A 25,977-nucleotide genomic window follows, 5' to 3' on the forward strand; every position below is an offset into this window, starting at 1 on the left:
ACATGTCAGAACAACTAACTATCTGGTAAATTACTTGCGAGCGTAAAGCTAGCAAACTCCTTGCAACGTCGCGGGAGTGTTTTGGTAGCCCCCGGCCCAGTTGCGAGGACCATGACCGACACCGCAGTTCAACCCGATCTGAGGACCCGCTCGACGTCCCTTCGCGTGCTGCCCGCACAACCGCCGGTCGTCACCGCCCCGCGTCGGCGCACAGGCGTCGCCGAGCTGCCGTTCTCCGCACGGCTCGGCATCGCCGCGACGCTGGGCCTGGTCGGCTACTTCGGGGTGTTCGGCCAGGCTGTCGCAGATGCCGCGGCCGGCTCGCGCACGGTCGTTCTGGCAATCACCCCGCTTCTCATGGTGCTGATCGCGACCGGCTACCGCCGCCCGTCACGCGGCGTCGGCGATTCGGAGTCCGACTGGATCATCGCCGCATTCGTGGGAATCTCGTGCTTCACGGCGATCCATTTGCTCACCGAACGCATGTCGGCGCTGTCCTCGCTCTGGCGCCTACAGTCGTTGGGTTTCGTCGTGTGGTTCGCATGCCTGCTGGTGATTCTGTTCGGTGCCCGCCACGTGGTACGCATGTGGAAGCTGTGGGTGTTCGCGGTCTGCTGTGCAACGCCGCTTCCCTTCTTGCTGGCCACCGCCGCACTCGGCGGCTCCGACGACGCCGCGGCCGTGCTGGCCGCCGGTATCGGTGCCGTAGCGGTGTACCTCGCGGCGGCAACCGCCCGGTTACGGCACCGACTGATCGCGACCGCGGGGTGCTTCGTCCTGGCCGCCGTCGTGGTGACGTTCCTCAATGCGTATATCGGCCTGCCCGCCGCGGTCGTCATCGGTGCAGCCGCCTTCCCGGTGCTGAGCGTCCTCGTATTGCACCGCATGACACGGTCGACGAGCGACGAACCGCAGCGCTCCGACGCGCGTCTCCCGCGCCTCTCGCCGGTATCGCTGGCCACGCTCACGGTCATCGCAATCGCGCTCGCCGTCGTGAACTTTCCGTCCTCCCGTCAGGCCGACGCGCCCTCGGTTCCGGCTGACTGGACCGCCCGCGCCGGCCTCACCGCGCCGGAGGCGTTCCCGTTCGTCACCCGATCCCTCGGCGCGGACGCGACCCTGGTGCGTTACGCACTTCCCGGAAGCGCGACGATGCCTGCGGCCGCAGTCGATGTGATGACCAGCCCCAGCCGCGCGGCGCAGGACGATTTCGCGGGCGCGGTGTGGTATCCGAGCGTCAGCCCAGTGGAATACCGGCCTGCTCCGCCGTCGCCCGGACTTCCGGAAGGCGCCAGGATCGTGCACACCAACGCCGATGCCGCGATGTACGGCAGCGATCAGCACTGGTACGCCGTCACCTGGAACTGGCACGCGGGCAGCGCATACCAAACCGTCACCGTGATCGTCAGCCAGTCATTCGACGGGCGCGACATGCCCCCGGACCCCGCACCGCTGTCGCTGTTGGACACCTCGGTCAAACCGGCGCTGTGGACCACACGACAGCAGCCCCATGTCGACGGTGAGGTGGACCCGTCGGTTCTCAGCCGCGCCGACCACCTGACGCGTGATCTCGTCAAGTCGGCCGAGGCCGCCGGGGCACCGACCAGTGACTAAAGCCCTCACCCCAGCGCACCTGCCAGCCCACTTCTCGGCACGCACGGCGCTGAACCGTAAGTCACTCCTGCGATTCGGCGCACTGGCCGCGATTGTGGCAGGCACCGTCATTGCGGCGCCGCACATCGTCGCGCCACTGTTGACAGGTATCGTCGCTCTGTTCTACCTGGCTGCGACCATCGACCGGAACTACCTGCTGTTCAAGGGACTTCGCGAATCGGCGATGGTGCGTGTGACCCGCGAGGAAGCGTTGGCCCTGTCCGACGACGAACTCCCCGTCTATACGGTCCTGCTACCTGTGTACGACGAACCGTCGATCGTGACGAACCTGATCAACGGAGTCGGCAAGCTCGACTACCCACGCGACAAGCTGGAAGTGCTGCTGTTGGTCGAAGAGGACGACGTCGCCACCCAGGCGGCGCTGATCGGCGCCGAACTGGAATCGGTGCGGGTTGTCCTGGTCCCTCACAGCCTGCCGAAGACCAAACCGAAGGCCTGCAATTACGGGATGTCGCTGCCGGATCTACGCGGCGAGATGGTGACGATCTATGACGCCGAGGACATCCCCGAGCCGTTGCAGTTGCGCCGCGCCGTGGCCGCGTTCCGCCAGCTCCCCGACGAAATCGGTTGCCTGCAAGCAAGACTCGGCTACTTCAACGAAAAGCAGAATCTGCTCACGCGCTGGTTCTCCCTGGAATACGACCAGTGGTTCGGCGTCATCCTGCCCGCTGTCGAGAAGGCCCGCTGCGTGGTCCCGCTCGGCGGTACCTCAAATCACATGTCGACCGCCACCTGGCGAGAGATCGGCGGATGGGACGAGTACAACGTCACCGAGGACGCCGACCTGGGCGTGCGACTGGCGCGGCACGGCTACCGCACCCTGATCCTGGACTCGATCACGTTGGAAGAGGCCAACTCCGACGTGGTGAACTGGATCAGGCAACGATCCCGCTGGTACAAGGGCTACCTGCAGACCATGCTCGTGCATCTGCGCAACCCCTCGGGACTGCGCAGCGAAATTGGAACGAAGGCCATACTCCGACTGCTCAACATGACCGGCGGAGTACCGTTGACCGCCGTCTGCAACCTGGTGTTCTGGTTCACGATGCTGGTCTGGGTACTGGGACGCCCGCACTTCATCGCGATGGTCTTTCCGCCGACGACCTACTACATCTGCTTGGCGCTGTTCCTCATCGGTGCGCCGCTGTCGATCTACTCCGGGCTGGTCGTCACCAAAGAACTCGGCAAACCCCATCTGTGGCCAGCCGCACTTCTGACACCGGTGTACTGGCTGCTTCAGGCGGTGGCCGCCGTAAAAGCCATCTACCAGTTGCTCTTCCGACCGTTCTTCTGGGAGAAGACAGTTCACGGTCTGACAACTCCGCATATTTCAACACCATCCGCTGGAGGTTCTCGGTGACCGCAATCGTTCGGACGGTGGGCGTCGCCCTCGTCGTCGTCGCGGCCCTTTGGGCGCAAGTCATGCAACCCGAGCTGCCACGTGCCTCAGCGGACCCACGGGACTCTGGCGTTCCCGGCTCCAACGTGACGCCGCCGATCGTCTGGCCGGAGTTGGGGCTTCCGGACCGCATGGAGCTGATCGGGTCGAACCAGTCGACCAGCGTTTCGATTCCGGTGCCGTCGGGCGTGACACCGACGACGCTGACCGGTCAGATCGGATCGGTGGTCAACGTCCTCGAGGGCCGGATCGAGGTTTCCGACGGACGCGGCGTCGTGCTCGGCACGATCCCGGTACCAGCCGATATGGCCACCGTGCCGTTCAAAGTCGACATCTCACGCGCCGACGTCAACGACGGCCAGGCTCAGCTCAGTTTCGTGCTGCGCGACAAAACGGTCGCCGTCGACAGCTGTTCACAACGGCCCTCGCTGGCGTTGAGCCAACTGGCCGCGGCGTTCTCCGGCCCCACTCCGGCACCTCGCACGGTCGCGGATTTTCTGCCCGGCTACCTCGACCAGGTCCTCATCCGTGTTGGTTCGGCACCAACGGAAAGTCAACAGCAGGCCGCGTTGGATCTGGTCGCTGAACTGACCCATCTGTACCGGCCGATGCCCGTGCGGATCGAGGTGGACAGTTCCGACGGCCCGGTGCCGCCGGCGCGCAGCACAGCGCGGCGGGTGATCGACATTCGCGACGGTGGAACTGCGGCGCTGAAGGTCGAGAACGCCGGCACACAGGATGCGGCGTTGGCGATCACCGGCACCGGGCAAGAGCTGGTGCAGCAGGTCGACCTGTTCGCCGACCGCCGATTCAGCCTGGCCCAGACACCCTCGGCCGCAACGCTTTCAGCGCTGGAGGACCGCAGCCAGGCCACCAACATCAAGACATTCGCGCAGCTCGGCATGACCGGCGAGGCATCGGTGCTGGGGACCAGCACGCTGTACGCCGGCTTCGACGTCAGCAAGTTCGCTCTCGGGCCGATAAGTCACGCGAAGGTGCACTTCAAAGCCAAGTACACGCCCGTGGTCGGCGGCGAAGCATCGATCCTGATCCGCTCCGGGTCCACCGTGCTGGCCACCCATGTTCTCGACGAATCCGGCGTCCTCGACGTCATCGGTGACATACCTCCCGAGTCGATCACCTCAACGATCGGTATCGCTATGGAGCTGCGGTACAGCCCGCGTCAGGAATGCGCACCGTTGAACGATCGCATGACCTTCGCGCTGGACCCACAGTCGACGGTGACCGTCACACCCGGCACCCACAACCGTGGCGGGTTCCCGGTCCTGCCCATGGCGTTCACGCCGGACTTCGATGTAGCCATCGGCAACCCGGAGCACCTGACCTACGCCGCGCAAGCGATCAACCTGATGGGACAACAGACGACGGTGGCGCTGCGTCCCAAACTCACGTCGTTCGCGGAAGCCGCCTCTGCCGGCACTGGCCTGTTGGTGGTGACCGAAGGTAGCGAAATGGCAAGCGCCGGAATGACTCCGCCGATACAGCTGGGTGCAGCGAACACCGTCAACGTCAACGCGAGCCCAGATACCGAGCTGGATCTGGGCGGTCCGCTGGGCGTCGTACAAGCGTTCACTCACAACGGCCGTACCGTGCTGGCGATATCAGGCAGCGGTGACTGGTCTCTGGTCGCAGACGCGTTCAACTACATCCGCGGCCTCGACAACCGCTGGGCATCGCTGTCCGGCGACGTCGTTGCCACCGGCGCCGAGCGGCAGACCGTCAACCTCACCGTGCGCGAAGGCGGCGGGCTGATCAACGAATATCCCGGGGACCACTGGAAGTGGTGGGCATGGGTGTCGATCGCGGCCGGTGTCGCGATCGTGATCGCAGCGGCTGTGCTGCTGGTTGTCCGCCGGCGACGCCGTACCCAGTGAGGTGGTAACCGTACGGCCTTCCATCGCTGGCGGCGCAGGGTCAGTCGCCAGCGACCCCGCGCCCGCCACTGAACCTCGGCGCGCCTGGGGGGTCGGCCTGTTCGTTGCGCTGTCCACCCTGTACTTCGCCGTCGGGGCCGTACTCGTGTTGCAGTTCAACATGTTCGACCCGGATGCACCGAGCCGCGTCGCCAATGCTGGGTACGTGGTGATGAGCCGTCACCCGCACCTGTCGGCCATCGGCTTCGTCTGGAATCCGCTGCCGAGCATGGTTCAGATACCGATGCTTCCGTTCAGCCAGTGGTGGCCCGAACTGAAGACCCACGGGCTGGCCGGCGTCATGCAGAGCGCGTTGTTCATGGCGGCCGCGGCTGTGATGGTGCGGCGTATCGCGCTGGACCGCGGCGTGGGGAAGGCCTGGCGTTGGTTGGCCGTCGGATGCTTCGCGCTGCAACCGATGATCGTCATCTACGGGGCGTCCGGGATGAGCGAAGCGGCCCACACATTTTGTCTCCTGTGGTGCGTGCGCCACCTCCTGCAGTGGGTGCGCCTCGAGCGCGTGGGCGATTTGGCCTGGGCCGGCATCGCTTTGGGCCTTGGCTACCTCTGCCGCTATGAAACGGTCCCCGCCGCCTGCGGTGCGGCGCTACTCGTAGGGGCCTTCGCATTCCACGCCGCACGTCGATCGCAACGAGTCAACAACGCCATCCTCTGCGTCATCATCGTGATCTTCCCGTTGGCCACAGCCTTCATCGTCTGGGCACTGACCAGCTGGGTCGTTTCGGGTGAACTGTTCGCGACGTTGTCATCGCAATACGGCAACGACAGTCAGGTCAGCGCTGCAGCGGAGCGGGGCGGCCCGCTTGGCGAGGCCGCGTCCAGCGACTGGGTGGTGATCGCCGCACGATTGCTCGGTATGCAACCGTTCGTCGTGTTGGCTGTGGCGGTCGCCGTCGCGCACAGCGCGCTGCGCCGGAGAGCCGACGCGCTGGTGCCGGTCGCCGTGCTCGGGCCCGTTCTGGCATTCGCCGTGTGGGGTCAGTACACGTCGTCCACATTCGGCTGGTTCCGGTTCTACCTGCTGGCCGTCCCGCTGGTGATCTGTGTTGCGCTGGCACTGTGGGAGCCCGGTTCACCTGGCCCAGAGGTTCGATGGCGTGCCGAGAATGTAGCGGCTCGCGCGGGTGCGGTACTGCTGTGCGTCTCGCTGATGATCGGAATTCCGGTGACCCTCGCCGCGATGGCCGACGAACGGATCGGCAACCAACAACTTCAGTTCGGTCTGCGGTCCCTGGTCGACCCGCAGCGGTATCCGCCTGAGGAACAGTGGTACCGGCGGCTGATGGTCAACGACCGTGCGCTGGCCGACTACTTCGACCGCAAGCGACTGCCCGACGGCGCGGTGTTGATGGACACGTTCAACACGTGGGGGGTCTGGTTGGCGTCGGACCGACCACGCCAATTCGTGATCACCAGCGATTACGACTTCGCCTCGGCGTTGAACCGGCCGTGGGACTTCGGCGTGCAGTACATCGTGGCGAGCAACCCGAACATCAGCAATGCCGATGCACTGAACCTGCGCTATCCAACGCTATGGCAGGACGGCGCCGGGCTCGGCACGCTGGTGCATTCGGTGTACGGCGCGACGGGCGACGAACGGTTCCGGATCTACCGCACAACCGGGCGGCCGGCGGCCGCCGAGCCGACCGCGGGTCAGATCAGCCAAGCCGGCGCAACCGGGGCGCCAGATCCTTCTGAAACAGCTCCAAAAACCGGCGCTGATCGTGACCCGGCGCGTGGAACACCAGGTGGTTGAGCCCCCACTTCACGTACTGGCCAACCTCTTCGACGGCTTCGTCTGGATCTGATGCGACGATCCAGCGCTTGGCCACCTGTTCGATCGGCAACTCGTCGGCGGCCTTCTCCATCTCGATGGGGTCGTCGATGCTGTGCTTCTGCTCGGCCGTCAGCGACAGCGGCGCCCAGAACCGGGTGTTCTCCAGTGCCAGCTCCGGGTCGGGGTCATAGGAGATCTTGATCTCGATCATCTTGTCGATGCTCTCGGCGTTGCGGTCAGCCGCCTCGGCGCCTTCTTTGACCGCGGGGATGAGCTTGTCCTTGTACAGCTCCTCACCCTTGCCGGAGGTGCAGATGAACCCGTCACCGGCGCGTCCGGCGTACTTGGCCACCACCGGCCCGCCGGCGGCGATGTAGACCGGTATGCCGCCGTCGGGCACGTCGTAGATCGAGGCTCCCTTGGTGTGGTAGTACTCGCCGTCGAAGTCGACCCGGTCGCCGACCCACAGCTCGCGCATCAGGTTCACCGATTCGCGCAACCGCGCGAACCGCTCCTTGAACGCCGGCCACTCGCCCTCGTAGCCGGTGGCGATCTCGTTGAGCGCCTCACCGGTGCCCACCCCGAGGAAGATCCGGTCGGGGTAAAGGCAGCCCATGGTGGCGAACGCCTGCGCGATCACGGCCGGGTTGTAGCGGAACGTCGGCGTCAACACCGACGTGCCCAGCACGATGCGCTTGGTGCGTTCACCGACCGCGGTAATCCAGGACAGCGAGAACGGCGCGTGACCGCCCTCGTGCCGCCACGGCTGGAAGTGGTCGCTGACCGTCGCGCTGTCCATGCCGTGCGCTTCGGCCTCTACGCCCAGCTCGACGAGTTCCCGCGGGGCGAACTGCTCCGCCGACGCCTTGTATCCGAGTTTGAGTTCAGCCACGTCTCAGTTCTACTCCACTGCCTAGACTCGCGGGATGGCACCGGTCCTGACCGCCGTCACCGACACCGTCCATTTCGCGCACACCGAGCTCGTCAACTGGACCCTCGTCGCCGGCGGCGACGGTGTGCTGCTGATCGACGCCGGTTTCCCCGGCAGCCGCGACGACGTGCTGGCGTCGCTGCGCCAACTGGGCTTCGGCGTCGAGCAGCTGCGGGCGATCCTGTTGACCCATGCCCACGTCGACCATTTCGGTTCGGCCATCTGGTTCTCCAAAACCCATGGCACACCGGTGTATTCACATGCCGCCGAAGTGGGCCACGCCAAACGCGAGTACCTGGAGCAGGCATCGCCGGCCGACATCGCCAAGCACATCTTGCGCCCGCGTTATCTGGCGTGGAGTGTGGCGATCACCCGCAGGGGCGCGCTGACCCGCGAAGGAATACCGGCGGCCCAACCACTCACCGACGACGTCGCCGCGGCGCTGCCCGGCCAGCCGGTTGCGGTTGCCACCCCCGGCCACACCGGCGGGCACTGCTCCTATCTGGTCGACGGGGTGCTGATCAGCGGCGACGCGCTGGTCACCGGTCACCCGCTGGCCCCGCGCGGCGGGCCGCAGCTGCTGCCCACGCTGTTCAACCACGACCAGGACGGCTGCGTGCGCAGCCTGGGCACGCTGGCGAGGCTCGACGCCGAGGTGATGCTGCCGGGACACGGTCCCCTGTGGCGCGGGTCGGTCCGGGAGGCCGCCGAAACCGCCAGGCGCGAGGCAACTCTCAAATGAGGCTCTGGTAGCCGAACAGGAAGATCGCGGTCAGGCACAGCCCGCACCCCACCACGACGGCCGGCATCAGGATCATGCTGTCGAGTTCCTCATCGTCGAGCACGTCGTCCTCGAACCGGCCGAACAGCACACTTGCCACCCCCGTCTTGCGGAACAACCGGACCATCCGGCGCACCGCCCTGGTGTTTCGCCTCCGGCCGATGAACACGCGCGACGCGAGCCCGAGCGCAAACGTTCCGGCGGCAGCCAACAGAATCAGCCAGCCGACGGTCGTCTGCGTCAACGTCACATGCCCACTTCCGTGTCCGCGTCGATGGCCACGGTTTGCCCGTTGAGGGCTTTGACAAACGCGACGGGAAACACCTCACCGTCGGAGGGCAACGGTTCGTCCAGGCGGAGGTATCCGGTTGCGAGGTAGAGCGCTTCAGCCTCGGGTTGGCGGTCTCCGGTCGTCAGGTACACGCGCCGGTAGCCGCGTGCGGCGATCTCGGCCTCCAGCGCGGCCAGCAGCGCCCGCGCGTGGCCCTGGCGCCGAAACCGGCTGTCGGTCCAGATGCGCTTGAGCTCTGCGGTGTCGTCGTCGAAGCGCGAGAACCCGCCGCCGGTGACCGGCTGGTCGCCGAGCATCCCGATCAGCAGGCCGCCGCTCGGCGGGGTGAACGCGTGCGTGGGCACCGAACGCAGCCATTTCATGACGCGCTCCTCGGTGCCGCCGTAGCGACCCGCGTATTCCACCGCCAACTCGGCGAGTAGCGGCTGGGCCAGCGGGTCGTCCTGAGCGACCGGTACGAAGCGAAGGTGCATCACATCCATGTCTACCGCGAGGGGCTCAGCCGTATTCCGGCACGTTTCCCCCGAGAACTTGACAGGTGTAAAGTTTGGCCGCATGGACAACATCAGGGGCAAGACCATTGCGATCACCGGCGCTGCCCGCGGCATCGGCTACGCGACCGCGAAGGCGCTGCTCGAGCACGGCGCGCGGGTGGTGATCGGCGACCGTGACGTGGCCTTTCAGGAGTCGGCCGTCGCTCAGCTCACCAAGCTCGGGCCGGTGTCGGGATATCCGCTCGACGTCACCGACCGCGAATCGTTCGCGACATTTCTGGACAAGGCGCGCACCGACGGTGGCGGACACATCGACGTGCTCATCAACAACGCGGGCGTGATGCCGATCGGCCCGTTCCTCGAGCAATCCGAGCAGTCCATCCGGTCCTCGATCGAGGTGAACCTGTACGGCGTCATCGCGGGCTGCCAGCTGGTACTGCCGGGCATGATCGCGCGCCGCAGCGGACACGTCATCAACATCGCCTCGCTGTCGGGTCTCATTCCGGTGCCGGGCCAGGTGGTGTACGTGGGCGCCAAGTTCGGCGTGGTGGGGTTGTCGGCCGCGCTGGCCGACGAGATGGCGCCGCACGGTGTCGACGTCTCGGTGATCATGCCGCCGTTCACCAACACCGAGCTGATCTCGGGCACCAAGAACAGCGGAGCCCTCAAACCGGTGGAGCCCGAAGACATCGCGGCGGCCGTCGTCAAGACACTGCAGAAGCCGAAAACCCATGTGTCCGTTCCGCCTCCGCTGCGGTTCACCGCGCAGGCCGCGCAGATGCTCGGGCCGCGCGCACGTCGTTGGCTGAACAACAAGCTGGGCCTGGACCGGGTGTTCCTGGAGTACGACACCACTGCGCGCCAGGGCTACGAGCAGCGCGCGCAGGACGCCCAGGGTGTGGTGGAGGACTAATCATCCCCGTCAGCCCCGCCGAACGTTCCTTACCACTTGAACTTTTGCGGAAATTTCGAGCGGTAAGGAACGTTCGCGGCCGCGAAAGGGGCGCCCGCAGCGAGTAAAGCCGCTCGAGTGCGGCTGATGATGACCTCGGGGCGGTAGCGGAGCATATTCGCGCTGACGCGGATGATCTGCCATTTCAAAGTTTGGAATTTGGCCTGCTTCTCGATGTCCCTTTCGCGCACCAGCGGGTCCGTCCAGTGTTGAATTCCGTCGTACTCCACGCCCACACCCCAGTCCTCCCAGCCCATGTCGAGGCGGCCGACGACTTCGCCACAATCATCAAAGACCTCGAGTTGCGTGTGCGTTGGCCGTAGTCCGGCGCGGGTCAAGATCAGTCGGGTACGCGTCTCCTGCGGCGACTCCGCTCCGGCATCAGACAGGCTGATCGCTTCACGCAACTGAACGATGCCGCGCGCACCGCGATGGCGATCGGCGAGCAACTGGATATCTGCAGGCTTGAGATCACTCGCCTGCATCAGCGCGTCAAGCCGCATCACCGCCGTGGTCAGGCCCGGGCGACGTCCCAGGTCATACGCCGTTCGTGCGGCGGTTGTCGCCGATATGCCGTTTAGGACAAAGACCTCGTCTTCGGCGAGCTTGTCGGAGTGCAGCAAGATCTTCTTGGTCTTGTGACGATGTGGCTGGTTGATCTCGGCGGGCAGGTGGGCGTCGATCCATAGCGTGCCGTGCAGCGCGGCGGCGGAAAGACCCGCAGCGGTGGCACGGCGCTCCGACCACAGCCAAGCCGCCACGGCCTTGTCAACGGGTGTGACGACGTATCCGCTGGGGACATATACGTTGCGGAACACCGCATCGTATTGCGTCGCCAGTTGGTAGCGATTGAGGACTCCGGCTGCCACGGCCTCTGAACCAATAAACGGGCCCATGGATATTTGGACGCGCTGAGCCGCCGCCCGGTTCCATGGGGCCGCGAACGTTCCTTACCGCTCGAAATTTCGGCCGAACTTCGAGTGGTAAGGAACGTTCGCGCGGGGTTGAGAGTTCGCGCGGCGTTGACGCCACTAGTCGAACTCCGGGCGCGGATCGCCGGCGCGGTAGGCCTCGATCACGTCGAGGCACTCGAACAGCTCCTCGAAGCCGAACTGGTAGTCCTCGCCGGTGCCGACGAACACCACGTGGACGATGTCGGCGTTGTCGGCTGCGGTCAGCACGATCGTCGTCGCGTCGACGATGTCGTCGTCTCCGACGTCGGCCTGTGAGGGCGGATAGAACCACAGCGCCGACTCGTCGTCGGAGGCGTCGTCGTCGAAGACCCAGCCGCGCTCGGTGATTCGCTGGTCGAACTCCTCGAGCACCGCGGCGATTTCGATGTCGTCGGACATCGCGGCCATGACGGAGTCCGGCACCCAGCGGGCGTCGCGCGCGGCCCGCCGCTTGCGCCGCCGCGCCTTCTTCTCATTCGACCGCCGCGACACTAACTCAACGCCTCGTCGATGTCGGCGATGAGATCCTCAGTCTTCTCCAGCCCCACCGAGATTCGCACCACACCGTCGCCGAGGCCGATCGCCGCCCGGCCCTCGGGGCCCATCGCGCGGTGGGTGGTGGTCGCCGGATGGGTGACCAACGACTTGGCGTCGCCCAGGTTGTTGGAGATGTCGATGAGCCGCAGTTTGTCGAGCACCTCGAAGGCGCGCTGCTTGGTCGCGCCGACCAACTCGAACGTGATCACCGTGCCGCCGCCGGTCATCTGGCGCTTGGCCAGGTCGTACTGCGGATGCGATTCCAGGAACGGGTACCGCACCCAGCTGACAGCGGGGTGGTTCTCGAGGAACTCGGCGATCCGCTGCGCCGACGCGTTCTGGTATTCCACCCGAAGCGCCAACGTCTCCAAACCTTTCAGCAGCGTCCACGCGTTGAACGCGCTGATCGCCGGGCCGGTGTGGCGCATCAGTTTCTGCACCGACTCGTCGATGTAGTCCTTGTCGCCCAGAATCGCCCCGCCGAGCACGCGGCCCTGCCCGTCGATGTGCTTGGTGCCCGAATACACCACGACGTCGACGCCGAGCGGAAAACCTTGCTGCAGAATCGGTGTGGCAAATACGTTGTCCAGCACCACTTTTGCACCTGCGTCATGGGCGAGGTCACACACCGCGGCAATGTCGACCAGCGACTGCATCGGGTTCGACGGCGTCTCGAAGAACACCGCCGTGGTCGGGACCGACAGCGCCTCTTCCCACTGGGACAGATCGTCGCCGTCGACGAAAACCGTTTCCACACCCCACCGCGGCAGGATCTCGTCACACACCACAAAGCACGAACCGAACAGGCTGCGCGCGGCGACCAAGCGGTCACCTGCGCCCAGCAGCGCCCCCAGCGACGTGAACACCGCCGCCATCCCGGTGGCCGTCGCAAAGCAGGCGGGCGCGCCTTCGAGCAGCCGCAACCGCTCTTCGAACATCGAGATGGTCGGGTTGCCGTAGCGCGAATACACGTAGCGGTCGACCTCGCCGGTGAACGCCTTCTCGGCCTCGGCGGCCGATGCGTAGACGTATCCCGACGTCAGGTACAACGCCTCGGCGGTCTCCTCGAACTGTGACCGCAGCAGCCCACCCCGCGCGCCGATGGTGGCCTGCCCGACACCGTCGGGCAGTTCGGCGGGCCGCCGCACCGATGGCACTTCGGGATCGTCGCTCATGACTGCTTCCACGGCAGGCCGACGGCCTTCCACCCGCTCCCCCCGCGGTGCCGGCGTTCGTCGAGGTGGCCTTCGAACCCGTCGAGCACGTTGTAGGACGGCGCGATACCGGCCGCGGTGGCGGCCTCGGCGGCGCCGATCGAGCGGTGACCCGAGCGGCACAAGAACACCACCGGCCGCTCGGCGCTGTCACCGATTTTGTCGACGAGGTTCTCGACGAACGCCTCGTTGTGCGTACCGTCGGAGCGGTTCCATTCGATGAAGACGACATCACGCTGCAGCGTGCCCAGATCCGGAACGCCGACGAAACGCCATTCGGCTTCGGTGCGACAATCCACCAGCACTGCCTCTGGGACGTCGCTCAGCAGCGTCCAGGCCTCCTGCGGGGTGATGTCTCCGGCATAGCTCACGGACCGAAGTCTCCCATAGCTACCTGGGACCGGCCGAACAGACCTTCCATGCCCCGTCTTCGCGGACAAAGCTCATCGGAACAGTGGTTTTGGCGTCCGGCGCCTTGTCGAAGTGGTAGGTCACCTTGGCGCTGGCACGGTCCCCGTCGACCTCGACATCGGAGACGTCGTCGACGAACCGCTCGCCGCGCGACTCGACCGAGTCCTGTTGACCGGCAAGCATGTCGGCTTCGGTGCCGCGTTCGGCGGCACACGTGTGGGATCGGAAATCGGCGTAGCTCTCCCGCTGCAGCGCATCGTTCTGCGCGATGACGGCACGGGCGACCTGCTGCTCGGCGGATGGTTCGCCGTCGCCCAACAGGTTGAACATCATGATTCCGACCCCGACGAGCGCCACGACGGCAAGCGCGGCCAGAAACGGGCCCATCGTCGGCCGGTCGGCCTGGTTCGGCTCGGACATGGCTACCAGAGCCCGCGCAGCGAGGCGGTGACGCGCCTGGCGCGATCGCGGGCCACGATCGGGTCGGCCGCGGTCGCGATCGCCACCGCGAGCCGGCGCGGCGTCTCGCCGTCGTCGGGCCGGTTGAACAACCGCACGTCGCTTTCGGCCACGGTCAGCGCATCGGCGAGCACGGCCTGCGGATCCACCCCGGCCCCGGTGGTGGATTCGGCACCGGCGTAGGTCACTTCGGCGGCGGCCGGGGAGATCATGATGGTGTCGACCGGCAGGCCGAGGATCGCACGCGCGTGCAGTTCGAATTCCGAAAGCCGTTGGGAGCGCAGCGTTACCAGCCCGCTGTCGTGCAGACGCGGTTGCACGCTGTCGAAGTAGAGCTCGTCGCCGCGCACCAGCAGCTCGACACCGAACACGCCGCGCCCGCCCAGCGAGTTGACGATGCGCGCGGCGATCGACTTGGCGACATCCAGCGCGGCCGACGGCATCGGCTGCGGCTGCCAGCATTCCAGCACGCCGCCGTCGACCTGGCGGTGTCCGATCGGCTCGCAGAAGTGCACCGTGGGCCCCGTCGGCCCGGTGGTCCGCACGGTCAGCAACGTGACCTCGAAGTCGACGTCGACGACCGTCTCGGCCATCACCCGGTTGTGCGGGATCCGGCCCGCGACGACGGCGCGCTGCCATGCCGGCTCGATGTCCTCGACCCGCAGCAGCACCGACTCACCCTCCCCTGGCGCCGCCGAGACGGGCTTGACCACCAGCGGAAAGCCGGCGTGTTGGGCCACCGCGGTCAACTCCTCGGCCGAACCGGCGAACCAGAACGGCGCGGTGGGCAGGCCCAGTTCGTCGGCGGCCAGCCGGCGCAGACCCTCCCGGTCCAGTGACAGCCGGGTGCTGCGCGGGGTCGGGAACACCTCGACGTCGCCGCGTTCGGCGACCGCGATCAGCGCATCGGCGGCGATCAACCCGGCCTCGGCCACGATGTAGCGCGGCGCTTCCTTCTCGATCAGCGCGGTCAGCGCGTCGGCGTCGGTCATCTGGGCGACGACCGACCGATCAGCCACCCCGTGTGCGGGCGCGTCGGCGTAGCGGTCCACCGCGATGACGTCGGCGCCCAGCCCCTGAAAAGCCAGCGCCAGCTCGCGGCTCAGCTCGCCCGCGCCGAGCAGCATCACCGTCGAATTCGCGGCTTCCGGCTCTGCGGGGGTGTCCTGTTCGGTCATGTCACTCATCGCGCCGTCCAGCCTGCCAGATACCGGGCCAGCGGGGTCATGGGCATCTTTGAAATATTGGAGGCATGTCGCGACGCGTGTCCTGGGTATTGGCAGTGCTCGTGGTCGCCCTCTCCGGCGTCCTGATGGCGCTGATCGGCAGCGATGAATCCAGCGGCCGCTCGCCGGTCCCGGTGCCCGACTCCGCCGAGTCCGCCCGCGTCGACGAGTTGCGCGCACAGTTCCCCGGAGGCGACGCCGCGCCTGCGATCATCGTCGTCACCCGCACCGACGGCGCGCCGCTGAGCCCGGCCGACATCGACGCGGTCAACCAGAAGTGGCCCGCACAGGTCTCCGCCGACGGCCAGGCCGCGCTGGCGGCGGTGCCGCTGGACTCGGAGCTGTCGGGCTTCGAGCTCAACGACGCGGTCAAGCAGTTGCGGGAGGAGGCCGCGGCGGGGCTGCCGCCGGACCTGCGCACCGAGGTGACCGGTGGCCCGGCGTTCGGCGCCGACATCGCCAACTCGTTCTCGGGCGCCAACATCACGCTGCTGGCGGTGACGGCCACCGTCGTGGCGGTGCTGCTGATCATCACGTACCGCTCACCCGTGCTGTGGCTGGTGCCGTTGGCGGTGATCGGGTTCGCCGACCGGGTGGCCGCGGTGCTGGGCACCGCCGTCGCTCAGGCCGTCGGCATGACGCCGGACGGGTCGACGTCGGGCATCACCAGCGTGCTGGTGTTCGGCGCGGGCACCAACTACGCGTTGCTGCTGATCTCGCGCTACCGGGAGGAGTTGGGTCGCACGGAGAACCACCGTGAGGCGCTGGGCACCGCGGTGCGCCAGGCCGGGCCGGCCATCTTGGCGAGCAACGCGACGGTGGTGCTGGCGTTGGTGACGCTGATCTTCGCCTCGTCGCCCAGTGTGCGCAGCCTCGGGGTGCAGGCCGCGGCGGGGCTGATCGTCGCGGCGGTGTACGTGCTGCTGGTGCTTCCGCCGCTGCTGGCGTTGTTCGGCAGGCGGTTGTTCTGGCCGTTCATCCCGCAGGTGGGCGCCAAACCCCTTACCGACAGCGGGATCTGGCACCGCATCGCCGAATCGGTGGCCCGCCGTCCCGGCCCTGTCGCCGCGGTGTCGATCGCGGGGCTGGCGCTGTTGTGCATCGGGGTGTGGAACACGCCGGTCGGCCTGTCGCAGACCGAACAGTTCCGGGTGCAGGCCGAGTCCGTCACCGGATACGAGCGGCTCTCAGAGCACTTTCCCAGCGGCCTGACCGACCCGACGCAGGTCGTCGCGCCGACGGATCGGGCGGCCGACGTCGAACGCGCGATCACCGAGACGCCCGGCGTGGTGTCGGCGACGCCGGCGGGCCAGAGCCCGACCGGGCTCACCCAGTGGTCAGTGGTGCTCGACGCGGAGCCGGCGTCCGACGAGGCGTTCAGCATCATCGACGAGCTGCGGGCCTCGGTCAGGGCGGTCGACGACGACGCGTTGGTCGGCGGATCGGATGCCACCGCGCGCGACGCCAGCGCCGCCGCGGGCCATGACCGGGTGGTCGTGATACCTGCGATCCTGGTCGTGGTGCTGGCGGTGCTGTACGTGCTGCTGCGGTCGGCGCTGGCGCCGCTGGTCCTGGTGGCGGTGACGGTGCTCAGCGCGCTGGCCGCGCTGGGTCTGGGTGGCTGGGCCAGCGTGCACATCTTCGGGTTCCCGGCCCTGGACAACACCGCGCCGCTGTTCGCGTTCCTGTTCCTGGTCGCGCTGGGCGTGGACTACACGATCTTCCTGGTCACCCGTGCCCGGGAGGAGACGCCCGAGCACGGCACCCGCAACGGCATCGTGCGGGCCGTTTCGGCGACCGGCGCCGTCATCACCAGCGCCGGCATCGTGCTCGCGGCGGTGTTCTGCGTGCTGGGCGTGCTGCCGCTGATCGTGTTGACCCAGGTGGGCATCATCGTCGGGTTGGGCATCCTGCTGGACACGTTCCTGGTGCGCACGGTGATCATCCCGGCGTTGTTCACGTTGATCGGCCCGCGCATCTGGTGGCCCGCGCTGCGTGAGCAGCGTGCCCAACGTCGATCTCGGCACGGGGCTGCGCGCGGGTAGCGTCGAAGCATGACCGAGTCCGTCGCGGCGCCGCCGCTGCACATGCGGCGCGACGGGTTCGACCCGACGCCGGCGCTGCGGGAGATCCGCGAGGGCCTCGGGGTGGCCACGTCGACCAACTCGTTCGGCATGCAGGTCTACCTGGTGACCCGCCATGACGACATCAAGGCCGTGCTGTCGGATCACGAACGGTTCTCCAACGTCCGTCCGCCCGGTTTCGTGCTGCCCGGCGCGCCGACGCTTTCCGAGGAAGAGTTGGCCAGGGCCCGCTCCGGAAACCTGCTGGGCCTCGACCCGCCCGAACACCAGCGGCTGCGCCGGATGCTCACCCCGGAGTTCACCATCAGGCGGATGAAGCGGTTGGAACCGCGCATCACGCAGATCGTCGATCAGCACCTCGACGCGATGGCCGACGCCGGTCCGCCCGTCGACCTGGTCGAGGCCTTCGCGCTGCCGATCCCGTCGCTGGCGATCTGCGAACTGCTGGGGGTGCCCTACGAAGACCGCGCGGAGTTCCAGCAACGCAGCGCACGTCAACTCGACCTGTCCGCGCCCGTCGCCGACCGGCTGGACATGCAGCGCCAAGGCCGCGCCTACATGGGTTCGCTGGTCGAGCGCGCCCGCACCGACCCCGGCGACGACATCCTCGGCATGCTGGTCCGCGAGCACGGCGCCGACCTCACCGACGACGAGCTCATCGGCGTGGCCGGCCTGCTGCTTCTCGCCGGACACGAGACGACGTCGAACATGTTGGGGCTGGGCACATTAGCCCTGCTGCGCCACCCCGACCAGCTGGCCGCGGTGCGCGACGACCCGGACGCCGTGGGGCCCGCGGTGGAGGAGCTGATGCGGTGGTTGTCGATCGTGCACAGCGCGATTCCGCGCTACACCACCACCGACGTCGAGGTGGCCGGGGTGAAGATCCCGGCGGGCGAACTCGTGTTCGTGTCATTGCCTTCGGGCAACCGCGATCCGGACTTCGTCGACGCGCCCGACGTACTGGACATCCGGCGCGGCGCGATCGGGCATCTGGGGTTCGGCCACGGTGTGCACCACTGCCTCGGCGCGCCGCTGGCCCGGATGGAGATGCGCATCGCGTTTCCCGCACTGCTGCGCAGGTTTCCGACGCTTCAGTTGGCCGAGGATTTCGACGATGTGCAGTTCCGGTCGTTTCACTTCATCTACGGTCTGAAATCGATGAAGGTGAAATGGTGAGAGTTCACGCCGACCGCGACGTGTGTATCCAGGCGGGAAACTGTGTGATGGTCGCCGACGCCGTGTTCGATCAGGACGACGACGGCATTGTGGTGGTGCTCGTCGATGAGGTGCCCGAGGACCAAGTGCACAACGTGCAGGAGGCGGTCAAGCTCTGCCCCTCACAGGCGTTGCGCATCGTCGACTAGTAGTAGTGCCCTCGACGCCGGGCCCAAAGTGCAGTAGCGCAGTACTTAACGCGGCACGCCACGTCACCCGCAAAGTATCCCTCGCAGGCGGATTCCTCGATTCGCCCGAAAGGGGATTGTCATGGCCGGCCTCCAAGCGTACGAGCGGCAGTCAACACGTCCGACACCGCAATTCCTGGCCGCTCTGGCAGCGGGCCTGTTGACGGTGACTGGCGGCGTCATCGCTGACAACCCCCCGCGGGCTGCGGACGCGCGACCCACAGCGGCCAGCCACCACCACGTCAGCACAACGCCAGGCGTCGCCCACATGCGGCCGGCGTTGCTGGCGGTGTCGACACCGATGACGGCCGATGGCGGTTCAACACCGTCTGCGTTGGCCATACTCGGCGTGCTCGCACCGCGCCCGGCCCAGCCCACAGCATCCGGTTCCGCCGCGCTCACAGCTCCGTCGCGGGCCTCCTATCGGCGGTCACAGCCGAACTACTTTGCGCCAGAGCGCATTCAGATAGCCGCATTACCACTCGGCGGTCAGATGTCGGCAACGTCGACGGCCAATCCTCTGGCTTCACTGGTGGGCGGGATCAATTTCGTCCATCTGATCGGGCCCGGCGGACTGCTGATCGGCAACGGACTCGACGGCGATGAGCCGGGCGAGGACGGAGGTCCGGGGGGCCTGTTGTGGGGCAACGGCGGTAAGGGCGCCGCCGGTGCGCCCGGCCAAGCCGGCGGAAACGGCGGGCGCAGTGGGCTGTTCGGCAACGGCGGGGCCGGAGGTGCGGGTGGGCTGGGCGCCCGGGGTGGCAACGGAGGCGACGCGCAACTGTTCGGCAACGGCGGCGCAGGGGGCGCCGGCGGCGCGGGATCTGCTGGCGCCCACGGCGTCAACCCGACATGGGACAACACCAGCGTCGCCGGGACGGGCGCACCAGGGATCGACAGTCCGGCTGGTTCCTCGGTCGGCACGAACGGCTACAACGGCTATGACGGCCGCACCGGGTTCGCCGGCGGTGCCGGTGGCGACGGCGGAGTCGGGTTCAATCCCGGCGCTCTGGTCGGCGCCGAGGGCGGCGACGCCGGCAACGGCGGTGACGGAAGCCCCGGAGCGCCCGGCGGCAACGGCGGCACCGGCGGCGACGCCATCATTCTGGGGGAGGGCCCCTCTCAGCCCGCGGTGGGAGGGCGCGGCGGGGACGGCGGCGCCGGCGGGACCGGCGCCCAAGGCGGCGAGGGCGGCGCAGGCGGTTTTGCCACCGTCGCGGACTGCGAAGGGTGTGTCGCGGCGGGCGGCAACGGCGGCGATGGTGGCCCGGGTGGCGCCGGCGCGCCTGGCGAGGCCGGCAGCCGAGGAGCAACCGGCGGAAACGGCGGTCGGGGCGGCGTGTTCCACGGTACGGGCGGGACCGGCGGCGCCGGCGGTCGGGGCGGCGACGGTGGCGACGGTGCGGATGGCGGCAGCGGCGGCCGGGGCGGCAACGGCGGCACCGCCAGCCACGGTAGCGGCGGCGTCGCGCTCACGGGCCTGGCCGGTAACGGCGGCACAGGCGGCGCTGGCGGCTCCGGCGGTGCAGGCGGCGCAGGTGGTCAAGGCGGCGCTGGCGGGCCGGCAGGGGCATTCGGTCGGCCCGGCACCAATGGAGTCTCGGGTGAATCGGGCACCGCCGGCGACGACGGCGAAGACGGCAGTGACGGTGAGAGCGGGATCCGCTAGGCGCTTAGCGGTCCAGGTCGATCACACCGGCCCGGGTGAGCAGCAGCACGCTGACGAAGAGCACCCACAGCGGAAACGCCAGCACCAGCCACATGGAGACGTCGCTGGCCACCAGGATGCCGGCCGCGGCGACGTAAGTCGTTAGCACCAGCCAGCGTGGCATCAGGTTGGTTTTCAGCCAGATGGTGGCCAGCGTGATCATGAACACCGCCGCCATCCGCAACCCGTAGGTCTTGGCCAACGCGAGCATCAGCTCGTGCGCGAACTCGCCCGTCGTCCCGCTACTGTGCGCCGCCGCCATATTCGTCGCCGACGCGGCGAACATCATTGCCAGGAACAGCAATCCGCTGCCGATGAACACCGTCGAGAAGAACTTGTCCTCGAAGCCGCCGAAGCCGTCGCGCACCACGCCGATGAACCATAGGAACGCGATGCCCGCGAACGGCATCAGCACTGCGGCGACCCGGGCCCTGACATCGTTGCCGTCGGGCACGACACCGCGCATCAGGACCAGCACGGTGCCGAACAGCAGCGCGAACAGCACCCCCGCGAACGCGGCCGCCCGCGGTGTCGAAAGCCGGTGTGACGCTGGCGCGGTCACGGCTGACCTGGCAGCAGCCGGATCATCAGCCCGTTGGCCTCGGCGAGCAGGTTCTCGTCGGGGTCGCGAAGTTCGGCGTTGACGAATGCCTTGCGGCCCTCGGCTTTTCGCATCCAACCCCGCGCGGTCAACGGCGTGTCGATGGGGGTCACCTTGCGGTAGTCGACGTGCAAAAACGCGGTGCGGCTGATCGGCCGGCCGACGGCGTGGATGACCATGCCGAACACCGAGTCGAACAGCAACGGCAGCACACCCCCGTGCACCGCGGAGTTACCGCCCACCGAGAACCGGCTGAACTGCACGGTGAGCTCGACACCCTCGGGGCTCATGGTGACATCGCGGTACGGCGGCATCAGCAGGCTGCCGGCGCCGGGCAGATCGGGCACCCGGTTGGCCGGCCCGATGCCTTCGGGCGCTTCAAAAGGTTCGAGGAGGTCGACGAGTTCCTCGGTGCGGTCGGCGGCCAAACCCCAAGTATCACCGTCGGGATCGGCGGAGACGGCGAGGTCCTGCAGGCGGCGCATCGCGCTCAGGAACCGGCCGAACCCTGGTCCCGGCTGCGCGGGTTCGAAATCGGGGAAACCGCCGTGCTTGGCATAGTCGGGATCGATCAGGTGCGGGTCATCGGTCACGAACGGGCCGCCAGGACGTCGCGGCGCACGATGGTCTGTTCGCGGCCAGGTCCCACCCCGATACACGAAACATATGCTCCTGCAAGCTCTTCTACCCGAAGCACGTAGTCGCGCGCCTTGGCGGGCAGATCGTCGAAGTCGCGGGCCCCCGAGATGTCTTCCCACCAGCCCGGCAGTTCCTCATAGATCGGTTCGGCACGGGCGATGTCGGACTGCGTCATCGGCATGTCGTTGAGGCGTTTACCGTCCACCCGGTAGCCGACGCACACCGGCACGGTTTCCAGGCTGGACAACACGTCGAGTTTGGTCAGGAAGTAGTCGGTGATTCCGTTGACGCGGGTGGCGTAGCGGGCGATCACCGCGTCGAACCATCCACAGCGGCGCTGTCGTCCCGTCGTCACACCGACCTCGCCGCCCGCCTTCGAAAGGTATTCGCCCTTCTCGTCGAACAACTCGGTCGGGAATGGGCCCGAACCCACCCGCGTCGTGTACGCCTTGAGGATTCCCAGCACGGTGGTGATGCGGGTGGGGCCGATACCGGATCCGACCGCCGCACCACCGGCCGTCGGATTCGACGATGTCACATAGGGATACGTGCCGTGGTCGACGTCGAGCAGCGTGCCTTGCGAGCCTTCCAGCAGGACCGTCTCGCCGTCTTCCAGCGCGGTGTTGAGCAGGTAGCGGGTGTCGGCGATGCGTTGTTCGAACCCCTCAGCCTGCTCCAGCAGGGTCTCGACCACCTCATCGGCATCGACCGCTTTGCGGTTGTAGACCTTGACCAGCACCTGGTTTTTGAATTCCAGTGCGGCTTCGATCTTTTCGGCGAGCAAAACGGGATCGCGGACGTCGGCGACGCGGATTCCGATACGAGCGATCTTGTCCTGGTAGCACGGGCCGATACCGCGGCCGGTGGTGCCGATCTTCTTGCTGCCCGCATAGCGTTCCACGACCTTGTCGATCGCGACGTGATACGGCATCAGCAGGTGGGCGTCGGCCGAGATGAGGAGCCGCTCGGTGTCGATGCCGCGGTCTTCGAGCCCCTTGAGCTCGGTGAGCAGCACACCGGGATCGACGACGACGCCGTTTCCGATGACGTTGGTGACGCCGGGCGTGAGGATGCCCGAGGGGATCAGGTGAAGGGCAAAGTTCTCGCCGGTGGGCAGCACGACGGTATGGCCGGCGTTGTTGCCGCCCTGGTAGCGCACCACCCACTGGACACGCCCACCGAGTAGATCGGTGGCTTTTCCTTTGCCCTCGTCGCCCCATTGGGCACCGATGAGCACGATTGCCGGCATGGCTCGGTCCTCGCAGTTCGCCGCTACTCTTGCATCAACACTTTGCAGCCGGTGAGCTACCTTATCCCAGCCCCATGTGAGGAGCCGCGTTGAGCGCCGCTGACATCGCGGTGTTGTCGTTCGGCGACCGCCGACTGCCCCGCCCGCTGCGTGGTTTGCCCGTCGCCGACAGCCCCGAGGTCGGCTGTCGTCGGATGATCGTCGTCGGGTCGGATGCCGACCTGGCCGGCGTGCTGACCCGGCTACTGCGCACCGACCGGCTCGACGTCGAGGTCGCCCATGTACGACGTCCATGGCAGGCGCGTCGGTCGCTGCGGGGCGCCGCTACCCGGGTGCCGTTGATCCGCGACGAAACCGGCACCGTGATCGTCGGCGCCGCGGAATGGCGCGGGGACCCGGCCGATCAACCCCTTGTCGGCGAGGCCGTCGTCGACGACACCGTGCTGTTCGACGGCGACGTGCCCGCGGTGCGCGTCGAACCCACGCTGACGCTGCCGGGACTGCGCGCGGCGGTGCTGCGCCGGGGCCGGCCGCGTTGGGTCACCGGCCGGGCCGCCCAACTGGGTACGACGGGCGCGATCGTGGTGCGCGACGGGGTGCCGGGACGACGGCCGCTTCGGCGCTCGACGTTCTACCGCCACACCGAGGGCTGGCTGCGGGTGGGCTGACGGGCCCCTCCTTGGGGCGCCGAGACCGACGAAATGGTCGATTTTTCCCGCACATTTCCGCCCGATTGTCCGTTTCGGCGAAAAGGTAGCGTCGAGCCGTGACCATCCGTCCGCTGAACCAGTCGGTGCGGCCCAGCCCGGTCTTCCTGGCCATCGTCGCGCTGACGGCGGTCGGCGGCGCACTGGCATGGGCGGCCGCCGACGCGCCGGACGTGCTGGCCTACGTCGGGGTGTTCATCTTCGTCATCGCCGGCTGGGTGGTGACGCTGTGCCTGCACGAGTTCGCCCACGCCTTCACCGCATGGCGCTTCGGCGACCACGACGTCCCCGTCCGCGGCTACCTGACCCTGAACCCGTTCAAGTACTCCAACCCGCTGCTGTCGATCGGGCTGCCGATCCTGATCATCGCGATCGGCGGCATCGGCCTGCCCGGCGGAGCCGTGTGGGTGCGCACATCGTTCATGACCAACCGCCAGAAGACGCTGGTCAGCCTCGGCGGCCCGGCCGTGAACCTGTTCTTCGCGATCGTGCTGCTGGCGCTGACCGCGGTGCTGCGCGACCCGCAGCGGTCGGTGTTCTGGTCCGGTGTGGCGTTCCTGGGCTTCTTGCAGGTCACCGCATTTGTGCTCAACATGCTGCCCATCCCCGGCCTCGACGGTTACGGCGCCCTGGAACCGCACCTGAGCCCCGACACCCAGCGCGCCCTGCAACCCGTCAAGCAGTGGGGCTTTTTCATCCTGCTGATCCTGCTGCTGGCCCCCGGGCTCAACCAGTGGTTCTGGGACATCGTGCTGTGGTTCTTCGACCTCTCCGGCGTGCCTCAACAGCTGGTGGGTACCGGCAACGCGCTGACCCGGTTCTGGTCGGCCTGGCTCTAACGGCGCGCGCCGACCCGCGCGACTGTGCCCCGGCCCGCGACTGTGCGTCCCCATACGCCCCGCCCGGCGTGTCGCGTATGAAACCGCACACTCGGCGAGCCAGCACGTTCCGGGAAACCGCGCCACCGCGGCAAAGCCTTGACATATGCGTATTTATGCATAGATTGCTGGCATGGGTGTCGGACATGATCACAGTGCGGTTGATGCCCGCGTTTCGCGGATGGTCATCGCCGCGGCGATCCTCACCGCCTTCTTCGTGCTGGAGCTCACGACCGCGCTGCTGATCGACTCGATCGCGCTGCTCGCCGACGCCGGCCACATGCTCACCGACCTGGTCGCGATGTTCATGGGCCTGACCGCGGTGCTGCTGGCCCGCCGCGGCAGCACCTCGCCCGCCCGCACCTACGGTTGGCACCGCGCCGAGGTGTTCACCGCCGTCGCCAACGCGGTGCTGCTGGTCGGGGTGGCGGCGTTCATCCTCTACGAGGCGGTCGACAGGATCGGCGACGCGCCCGACGTGCCCGGCGTACCGATGATCGTCGTCGCGCTGGCCGGGTTGGCCGCCAACGCGGCCGTCGTGGCGCTGTTGCGGTCGCACTCCGAAAGCAGCCTGGCCGTCAAGGGCGCTTACATGGAAGTCCTCGCCGACACCGTGGGCAGCGTCGGCGTGCTGATCGCCGGCATCGTCACGGTCACCACGCACTGGCCCTACGCCGACGTGGTGGTCGCCGTCTTCGTCGCGCTGTGGGTGCTGCCGCGGGCGTTCTCGCTGGCCCGCGCCGCCCTGCGGATCCTGTCGGAGTCTTCCCCGGCCCACATCGACGTCGACGAGCTGCGCACCGCGCTGTGCGAGGTCGAGGGCGTCACCGAAGTGCACGACCTGCACGTGTGGACGCTGGTGCCCGGTAAGGACATGGTCACCGCGCACCTGACGAGCACCCGCGACTCCGCGCGGGTGCTCGACGACGCGCGCGCGGTGTTGACCGCTCGGGGGTTGGACCACTCAACGGTTCAGGTGGAGCCGCCCGACGACGCCGCTGACTGCCGATGCGAAGCGGAGTGACTGCGCAGGACGAGTCCTGCTTCCCGTCGAGGCGGCCGGCCGATGAACAACGTCGCGCTGCAGTCGCGATTGGTCATGCCCGATGCGGCGAGCTCGGCGACGCGTCGTTCGGGTTTGGTGAGCTCTGCGGTGGCGGTGTTGCTGACCGCGCCGCCATTGTCTTGCACAGGCTTGGGGCCCACGTCAGCAAAAGGAATAGGGGACCGCTCAGCCGAGCCCGAGCGCCGCGCGGGCTCCCGGATCGCAGTCGTCGAGCAGGTCCAGGCAGCGCTGGTACTCGTCGGATTCTCCGATCGTGTCGGCGGCGCGGGCCAGCGCCGCGACACACCTCAGGAATCCGCGGTTGGGTTCGTGGCTGTAGGGCACCGGCCCGTAACCCTTCCAGCCATTGCGGCGCAACTGATCCAGCCCGCGGTGGTAGCCGGTGCGGGCGTACGCGTAGGCGGTGACGGCCTGATCGTCGGCCAGCGCGGCCTCGGCCAGTGCCGCCCACGCAACCGACGCCGTCGGATGCGCAGCCGCCACGATGGCGGGGTTCTCGGCGTCCGCCAACTCGGCTTCCGCGGCGCTGTCAGCGGGAAGTAGTACCGGATCCGGCCCGAGAAGATCACCCATCCGCGTCATGGCTC

The 25,977-nt window shown here is 67.6% G+C and carries 26 protein-coding genes; 13 read left to right on the top strand and 13 right to left on the bottom strand.

Annotation, left to right across the window (positions count from 1 at the left end):
• The first annotated feature begins 111 nt into the window (after positions 1–111).
• From ABQE93_RS01190 to ABQE93_RS01205, 4 genes are all read left to right on the top strand, one after another.
• Positions 112–1,614 carry a TgpA N-terminal domain-containing protein gene (locus tag ABQE93_RS01190; RefSeq protein WP_448405434.1) on the top strand — a complete coding sequence of 501 codons (1,503 nt, stop codon included), beginning with the start codon at positions 112–114 and terminating at the stop codon, positions 1,612–1,614.
• Positions 1,607–3,034, top strand: a complete 1,428-nt coding sequence (locus ABQE93_RS01195) for a glycosyltransferase family 2 protein (protein ID WP_448405435.1) — start codon at positions 1,607–1,609, stop codon at positions 3,032–3,034. Before ABQE93_RS01190 ends, ABQE93_RS01195 begins: the two co-directional genes overlap by 8 nt.
• Positions 3,031–4,968, top strand: coding sequence for a hypothetical protein (locus ABQE93_RS01200; RefSeq protein ID WP_448405436.1), 1,938 nt, complete (start codon positions 3,031–3,033; stop codon positions 4,966–4,968). The genes ABQE93_RS01195 and ABQE93_RS01200 overlap by 4 nt, the downstream gene beginning before the upstream one ends.
• Positions 4,969–5,065: 97 nt before the next feature.
• The gene (locus ABQE93_RS01205; RefSeq protein WP_448412337.1) at positions 5,066–6,784 is read left to right on the top strand and encodes an ArnT family glycosyltransferase; all 1,719 of its coding nucleotides are present in this window, start codon (positions 5,066–5,068) and stop codon (positions 6,782–6,784) included.
• Here the strand turns inward: ABQE93_RS01205 and fgd are convergent.
• Positions 6,687–7,697 carry a glucose-6-phosphate dehydrogenase (coenzyme-F420) gene (gene fgd / locus ABQE93_RS01210; RefSeq protein ID WP_448405439.1) on the bottom strand — a complete coding sequence of 337 codons (1,011 nt, stop codon included), beginning with the start codon at positions 7,695–7,697 and terminating at the stop codon, positions 6,687–6,689. The genes ABQE93_RS01205 and fgd overlap by 98 nt on opposite strands.
• 34 nt (positions 7,698–7,731) lie before the next feature.
• On the opposite strand from fgd, the gene ABQE93_RS01215 reads away from it, so the two are divergent.
• Entirely contained in the window at positions 7,732–8,478 is a 747-nt protein-coding gene (locus tag ABQE93_RS01215; protein ID WP_448405440.1) for an MBL fold metallo-hydrolase, read from the top strand.
• Here ABQE93_RS01215 and ABQE93_RS01220 read toward each other — a convergent pair.
• Together ABQE93_RS01220 and ABQE93_RS01225 are read right to left on the bottom strand one after the other, a co-directional pair.
• Positions 8,471–8,767 carry a hypothetical protein gene (locus tag ABQE93_RS01220; protein WP_448405441.1) on the bottom strand — a complete coding sequence of 99 codons (297 nt, stop codon included), beginning with the start codon at positions 8,765–8,767 and terminating at the stop codon, positions 8,471–8,473. The two genes, ABQE93_RS01215 and ABQE93_RS01220, sit on opposite strands and share 8 nt — an antisense overlap.
• On the bottom strand, positions 8,764–9,291 hold the full coding sequence (locus tag ABQE93_RS01225) for a GNAT family N-acetyltransferase (protein ID WP_448405442.1): 528 nt from the start codon (positions 9,289–9,291) through the stop codon (positions 8,764–8,766). The genes ABQE93_RS01220 and ABQE93_RS01225 overlap by 4 nt, the downstream gene beginning before the upstream one ends.
• Positions 9,292–9,364: 73 nt before the next feature.
• Between ABQE93_RS01225 and ABQE93_RS01230 the strand changes: the two genes are divergently transcribed.
• Entirely contained in the window at positions 9,365–10,216 is an 852-nt protein-coding gene (locus tag ABQE93_RS01230) for an SDR family oxidoreductase (RefSeq protein ID WP_448405443.1), read from the top strand.
• 29 nt (positions 10,217–10,245) lie between these two features.
• Here ABQE93_RS01230 and ABQE93_RS01235 read toward each other — a convergent pair whose 3' ends face one another.
• The 6 genes from ABQE93_RS01235 to purT all read right to left on the bottom strand — a co-directional run bounded on the left by ABQE93_RS01235 (position 10,246) and on the right by purT (position 15,016).
• The gene (locus tag ABQE93_RS01235) at positions 10,246–11,151 is read right to left on the bottom strand and encodes a putative endonuclease domain-containing protein (protein ID WP_448405444.1); all 906 of its coding nucleotides are present in this window, start codon (positions 11,149–11,151) and stop codon (positions 10,246–10,248) included.
• Between the two features lie 135 nt (positions 11,152–11,286).
• The gene (locus ABQE93_RS01240) at positions 11,287–11,700 is read right to left on the bottom strand and encodes a hypothetical protein (protein WP_448405445.1); all 414 of its coding nucleotides are present in this window, start codon (positions 11,698–11,700) and stop codon (positions 11,287–11,289) included.
• Positions 11,700–12,920, bottom strand: a complete 1,221-nt coding sequence (locus ABQE93_RS01245; protein WP_448405446.1) for an O-succinylhomoserine sulfhydrylase — start codon at positions 12,918–12,920, stop codon at positions 11,700–11,702. The genes ABQE93_RS01240 and ABQE93_RS01245 overlap by 1 nt, the downstream gene beginning before the upstream one ends.
• On the bottom strand, positions 12,917–13,330 hold the full coding sequence (locus tag ABQE93_RS01250; RefSeq protein ID WP_448405447.1) for a rhodanese-like domain-containing protein: 414 nt from the start codon (positions 13,328–13,330) through the stop codon (positions 12,917–12,919). Before ABQE93_RS01250 ends, ABQE93_RS01245 begins: the two co-directional genes overlap by 4 nt.
• 19 nt (positions 13,331–13,349) lie before the next feature.
• Complete coding sequence (locus ABQE93_RS01255) at positions 13,350–13,790, bottom strand: Rv0361 family membrane protein (RefSeq protein ID WP_448405448.1); 441 nt, start codon at positions 13,788–13,790, stop codon at positions 13,350–13,352.
• 2 nt (positions 13,791–13,792) lie between these two features.
• Positions 13,793–15,016: a formate-dependent phosphoribosylglycinamide formyltransferase gene (gene purT / locus ABQE93_RS01260; RefSeq protein ID WP_448405449.1), complete on the bottom strand. Its 1,224-nt coding sequence runs from the start codon at positions 15,014–15,016 to the stop codon at positions 13,793–13,795.
• A gap of 65 nt (positions 15,017–15,081) precedes the next feature.
• On the opposite strand from purT, the gene ABQE93_RS01265 reads away from it, so the two are divergent.
• The 4 genes from ABQE93_RS01265 to ABQE93_RS01280 all read left to right on the top strand — a co-directional run bounded on the left by ABQE93_RS01265 (position 15,082) and on the right by ABQE93_RS01280 (position 20,211).
• Positions 15,082–17,100: an MMPL family transporter gene (locus tag ABQE93_RS01265; protein WP_448405450.1), complete on the top strand. Its 2,019-nt coding sequence runs from the start codon at positions 15,082–15,084 to the stop codon at positions 17,098–17,100.
• 9 nt (positions 17,101–17,109) lie between these two features.
• Positions 17,110–18,315: a cytochrome P450 gene (locus ABQE93_RS01270; protein WP_448405451.1), complete on the top strand. Its 1,206-nt coding sequence runs from the start codon at positions 17,110–17,112 to the stop codon at positions 18,313–18,315.
• The gene (locus ABQE93_RS01275; RefSeq protein WP_448405452.1) at positions 18,312–18,503 is read left to right on the top strand and encodes a ferredoxin; all 192 of its coding nucleotides are present in this window, start codon (positions 18,312–18,314) and stop codon (positions 18,501–18,503) included. Before ABQE93_RS01270 ends, ABQE93_RS01275 begins: the two co-directional genes overlap by 4 nt.
• 571 nt (positions 18,504–19,074) lie before the next feature.
• Complete coding sequence (locus ABQE93_RS01280; RefSeq protein WP_448405453.1) at positions 19,075–20,211, top strand: PGRS repeat-containing protein; 1,137 nt, start codon at positions 19,075–19,077, stop codon at positions 20,209–20,211.
• Between the two features lie 4 nt (positions 20,212–20,215).
• Here the strand turns inward: ABQE93_RS01280 and ABQE93_RS01285 are convergent, their stop codons facing one another.
• From ABQE93_RS01285 to ABQE93_RS01295, 3 genes are read right to left on the bottom strand one after another with little or no spacing between them, the layout of a single operon-like run.
• Positions 20,216–20,812, bottom strand: a complete 597-nt coding sequence (locus ABQE93_RS01285) for a hypothetical protein (RefSeq protein ID WP_448405454.1) — start codon at positions 20,810–20,812, stop codon at positions 20,216–20,218.
• A complete protein-coding gene (locus ABQE93_RS01290; RefSeq protein ID WP_448405455.1) occupies positions 20,809–21,444 on the bottom strand; it encodes a PaaI family thioesterase in 636 nt (211 codons plus the stop codon). The genes ABQE93_RS01285 and ABQE93_RS01290 overlap by 4 nt, the downstream gene beginning before the upstream one ends.
• The gene (locus ABQE93_RS01295) at positions 21,441–22,739 is read right to left on the bottom strand and encodes an adenylosuccinate synthase (RefSeq protein WP_448405456.1); all 1,299 of its coding nucleotides are present in this window, start codon (positions 22,737–22,739) and stop codon (positions 21,441–21,443) included. Before ABQE93_RS01295 ends, ABQE93_RS01290 begins: the two co-directional genes overlap by 4 nt.
• Positions 22,740–22,828: 89 nt before the next feature.
• Between ABQE93_RS01295 and ABQE93_RS01300 the strand changes: the two genes are divergently transcribed.
• The 3 genes from ABQE93_RS01300 (at position 22,829) to ABQE93_RS01310 (ending at position 25,348) form a co-directional block, all read left to right on the top strand.
• Positions 22,829–23,407, top strand: a complete 579-nt coding sequence (locus ABQE93_RS01300; RefSeq protein WP_448405457.1) for a peptidase M50 — start codon at positions 22,829–22,831, stop codon at positions 23,405–23,407.
• 98 nt (positions 23,408–23,505) lie between these two features.
• Complete coding sequence (locus tag ABQE93_RS01305; RefSeq protein ID WP_448405458.1) at positions 23,506–24,285, top strand: site-2 protease family protein; 780 nt, start codon at positions 23,506–23,508, stop codon at positions 24,283–24,285.
• 172 nt (positions 24,286–24,457) lie between these two features.
• Positions 24,458–25,348, top strand: a complete 891-nt coding sequence (locus tag ABQE93_RS01310) for a cation diffusion facilitator family transporter (protein WP_448405459.1) — start codon at positions 24,458–24,460, stop codon at positions 25,346–25,348.
• Between the two features lie 207 nt (positions 25,349–25,555).
• Here ABQE93_RS01310 and ABQE93_RS01315 read toward each other — a convergent pair whose 3' ends face one another.
• Complete coding sequence (locus ABQE93_RS01315) at positions 25,556–25,972, bottom strand: DUF3151 domain-containing protein (protein ID WP_448405460.1); 417 nt, start codon at positions 25,970–25,972, stop codon at positions 25,556–25,558.
• Between the last annotated feature and the right edge of the window lie 5 nt (positions 25,973–25,977).

The sequence above is a fragment of the Mycolicibacterium sp. XJ662 genome, assembly GCF_053484035.1.

Coding starts and splice junctions, on each gene's coding strand:
- ABQE93_RS01295 (WP_448405456.1), bottom strand. CDS start 22,739: ATGCCGGCAATCGTGCTCATCGGTGCCCAATGGGGCGACGAGGGCAAA.
- ABQE93_RS01265 (WP_448405450.1), top strand. CDS start 15,082: ATGTCGCGACGCGTGTCCTGGGTATTGGCAGTGCTCGTGGTCGCCCTC.
- ABQE93_RS01310 (WP_448405459.1), top strand. CDS start 24,458: ATGGGTGTCGGACATGATCACAGTGCGGTTGATGCCCGCGTTTCGCGG.
- ABQE93_RS01245 (WP_448405446.1), bottom strand. CDS start 12,920: ATGAGCGACGATCCCGAAGTGCCATCGGTGCGGCGGCCCGCCGAACTG.
- ABQE93_RS01270 (WP_448405451.1), top strand. CDS start 17,110: ATGACCGAGTCCGTCGCGGCGCCGCCGCTGCACATGCGGCGCGACGGG.
- ABQE93_RS01315 (WP_448405460.1), bottom strand. CDS start 25,972: ATGACGCGGATGGGTGATCTTCTCGGGCCGGATCCGGTACTACTTCCC.
- ABQE93_RS01230 (WP_448405443.1), top strand. CDS start 9,365: ATGGACAACATCAGGGGCAAGACCATTGCGATCACCGGCGCTGCCCGC.
- ABQE93_RS01190 (WP_448405434.1), top strand. CDS start 112: ATGACCGACACCGCAGTTCAACCCGATCTGAGGACCCGCTCGACGTCC.
- ABQE93_RS01255 (WP_448405448.1), bottom strand. CDS start 13,790: ATGTCCGAGCCGAACCAGGCCGACCGGCCGACGATGGGCCCGTTTCTG.
- ABQE93_RS01235 (WP_448405444.1), bottom strand. CDS start 11,151: ATGGGCCCGTTTATTGGTTCAGAGGCCGTGGCAGCCGGAGTCCTCAAT.
- ABQE93_RS01215 (WP_448405440.1), top strand. CDS start 7,732: ATGGCACCGGTCCTGACCGCCGTCACCGACACCGTCCATTTCGCGCAC.
- purT (WP_448405449.1), bottom strand. CDS start 15,016: ATGAGTGACATGACCGAACAGGACACCCCCGCAGAGCCGGAAGCCGCG.
- ABQE93_RS01225 (WP_448405442.1), bottom strand. CDS start 9,291: ATGGATGTGATGCACCTTCGCTTCGTACCGGTCGCTCAGGACGACCCG.